Annotated in this window: 3 protein-coding genes; all 3 read left to right on the plus strand. The window is 38.7% G+C overall.

What is annotated here, in order from left to right:
* Positions 1-1,055, plus strand: a 1,055-nt coding sequence (locus tag NTU69_05080; GenBank protein ID MCX5802894.1) for a hypothetical protein, incomplete at its 5' end; no start/stop codon positions are given.
* Positions 1,056-1,291: 236 nt separating this feature from the next.
* Positions 1,292-2,248 (plus strand): GDP-mannose 4,6-dehydratase, encoded by a 957-nt coding sequence (locus NTU69_05085; protein ID MCX5802895.1) that lies wholly within the window; start codon positions 1,292-1,294, stop codon positions 2,246-2,248.
* A gap of 100 nt (positions 2,249-2,348) precedes the next feature.
* A partial coding sequence (gene phoU / locus NTU69_05090) for a phosphate signaling complex protein PhoU (GenBank protein ID MCX5802896.1) occupies positions 2,349-2,985 on the plus strand: 637 nt, incomplete at its 3' end.

Consider the following 2,985-nt stretch of genomic DNA (forward strand, 5'->3'; position numbering starts at 1 on the left):
GACAAAATTGGGGAAAATTAATTGTGACCTATAAAAAGCCTCTCGTATACTACACTCACAAGGCACCCCCGGAAGGATCTAATTTACTTAGGCCTTTCTGTGAGGTGATCGAAAATGAGAATTATGAAACTCCTTCAAAGGAGGATATAATTCTAAGTGCCAAGAACGCCTATGCCTTATGTTGTTTTGTACCTGATCATATAGATGAGAAGATAATTACTTCCTGTTCACAATTGAGAATTATTGCTTTATTTGCCAAGGGGTATGATAATGTTGATGTGGCTGCAGCAACAAGGGAGGGTATCTGGGTTACAAATATCCCTGAATCATTGACTGAGCCAATGGCTGACCTAACCTGGGCACTTCTTTTAGCAGTTGTTCGCAGGCTTATTTCAGCCGATTCTTTTGTGCGGTCTGGAAAGTTTGTAGGATGGAGTCATCCTTCGCCATTTTTAGGAAGCAGTGTCTTTGGAAAAACCCTCGGCATTATTGGAATGGGCGAGTTAGGAAAGGCTATTGCATGTCGTGCGTCAGGGTTCAATATGCAGATACTCTATTACCAAAGACATCGCATTGATATCGATTATGAGAGAAAGTTAAATCTGATATATGTACCACGAGATGAAATATTTATACAATCTGACTTTATATGCATTGCTACCCCATTGACTAATGAAACATTCCATCAAATATCCACCGAAGAACTTTCTTTAATGAAGCCTTTGGCTTACCTCATTAATACAGCGCGTGGTTCAGAAGTCGATGAGGAAGCAGTTGCAAAGACTCTCAAAGAGAAAAGAATTGCTGGCTATGCTGCTGATGTATTCGAAATGGAAGATAAACAATTCCTTACCCGCCCTTCCTATGTTAATCAACATCTTATTGATCAGCCAGATTGCACAGTTCTAACACCCCATCTTGGCACCGCAGTTATGGAAACGCGTATCGAATTGGCTAAAATGCAGGCTATCAACGTTTTACAAGTCCTAAAAGGAGAAAAACCTTTCGGAGCGGTTAATGACGTTCCTTTAAAACCAGCAATAATAACTGGCTAATTTAGGGTTAGTACCTACCTAAGTGAATGAAGAACTTCCTCTATTACTATATTCTATCACTTCTGTCTGCACCATGTTATAAAAAAAATTTTAAAAACTTTAAAAATTATTAATTTGACTTATATTTTTAATATTTTAATATGTTATTAAATTATTAAAAAAGGAGGTGAATAACGGAGGATACCAACAGAAGTCGTAAGTAAAAATTATCGAAGGATGAAAGGAGGAGGTAAAAAATGAAAGACGGAAAAATTGTAATGACTGGTGGAACAGGTTTTATAATGGGTTATGCTGCTGAGAGATTAGCCGAAGAGGGGAGGGAAATAGTTTTATTTGATAATAATGAACAGCACGCTTTGCCTGAATATACCAAAGAGCTTCTCGAGAAGAGAAAAAATGTAAAATATGTACAAGGCGATACCCGAAATAAATACGCTGTGGATGCTGTTATTGATCATGGTACAGAAGTTGTCTATCATTTCGCAGCTCTTATGGGAACTAGTTCACGTTTTAGAGAATGGCAAATCCCAACAGTGGAAGTAAATGTTATTGGTACAATAAATGTTTTGGAAGCCTCTCTAAAGGCCGGAGTAAAGTACTTCGTCTATCCCCCCAGGCCAGCTCTTGCCCTCTGGTTGACTCCATACATTATTAGTAAAACCACACAGACACTATTTACCCAGATGTACAACGTTGTTTTTGGACTTCCCACTATTGGTCACAATATTGCAAATTGCTACGGTCCAAGAGAGCGCCCTATACTCAACCCGAATCCATTAAGGCCTCACGAGGGGAGGAAATTTATGGCCTCGAATATCATTTCTGCGCTTAAAAATGAACCCGTCATCGTCGGTGGAGATGGAGAACAATCTTCAGACTTTATTTATGTTGACGACATTGTCAATGGGATCCTGATTCGAAAGGAATCTGCCATAGGCCAGGTCTGTGATCTCGGGACTGGTATAGACACACCTATTAAAAAAATTGCTGAGATGATAATAGAACTAACCAAAAGCAAATCGAAAATAGAATATGTGCCACTGAGGACAGGTGAAGTGAAGTTACATACTAAGGCTGATTTGACCAATGCTAAAAAATACCTCGGTTGGGAACCAAAGATAAGTCTCGAAGAGGGAATAAGAAAAACTATCCCCTATTACGCTAAGCTTTTGGGGGTGAAGTCACCTGTTTAGAGATTTTACTCTAAAAACCATGAGAACACAAATAGGAGAGGTTTGTAATAGCATTAAAAAATTACTATAATCTTTCATTATAAAGCCTAAGGGGGGTTTAATGATGGAAGGCCATATTTACAAAGCTTTCGACATGGAATTAAAGGAACTTAAGGAGAAGCTTCTGTACGAAGGTGCCCTGGTTGAAAAGGCAATAAAGGATGCAATAAAGGCATTACTTGAGAGATATTCAGAACTTGCCGTGAAGGTAATAGAAGATGACGACATAATTAATGCAAAAGAAGTAGAAACAGATGAGTTTTGTTTGAAGCTTCTCGCCCTTCGACAGCCAGCCGCAAGGGATTTAAGGTTTATAACTACTGCGATTAAAATAAATTATGATTTAGAAAGAATTGGAGATATGGCTGTGAACATATGTGAAAGGGTTTTAGAGCTTAATCAGGAACCACAGCTTAAACCCTATATAGACTTACCTACAATGGCAAACATAGTGCAACTCATGGTCAAAGAAAGCCTTGATGCCTTTGTTAAAGAAGATGTAGAGCTGGCATGGAAGGTAACAAGGGAAGATGAAAAGGTAGATAATCTACTTGATCAAATTTTCCGCGAGCTATTAACATACATGATGCAAGACTTAAGAACCATTACCAGGGCAACCAGATTGCTCTTCATATCGAAATACCTGGAGAGAATAGCCGACCACGCTGTGAATATTGCCGAACTGGTAATATTTATGG

The organism is Pseudomonadota bacterium (genome assembly GCA_026388215.1).
In the GTDB taxonomy this organism is placed as follows: Bacteria; Desulfobacterota; Syntrophorhabdia; order Syntrophorhabdales; family Syntrophorhabdaceae; genus JAPLKF01.

Coding starts and splice junctions, on each gene's coding strand:
- NTU69_05085 (MCX5802895.1), top strand. CDS start 1,292: ATGAAAGACGGAAAAATTGTAATGACTGGTGGAACAGGTTTTATAATG.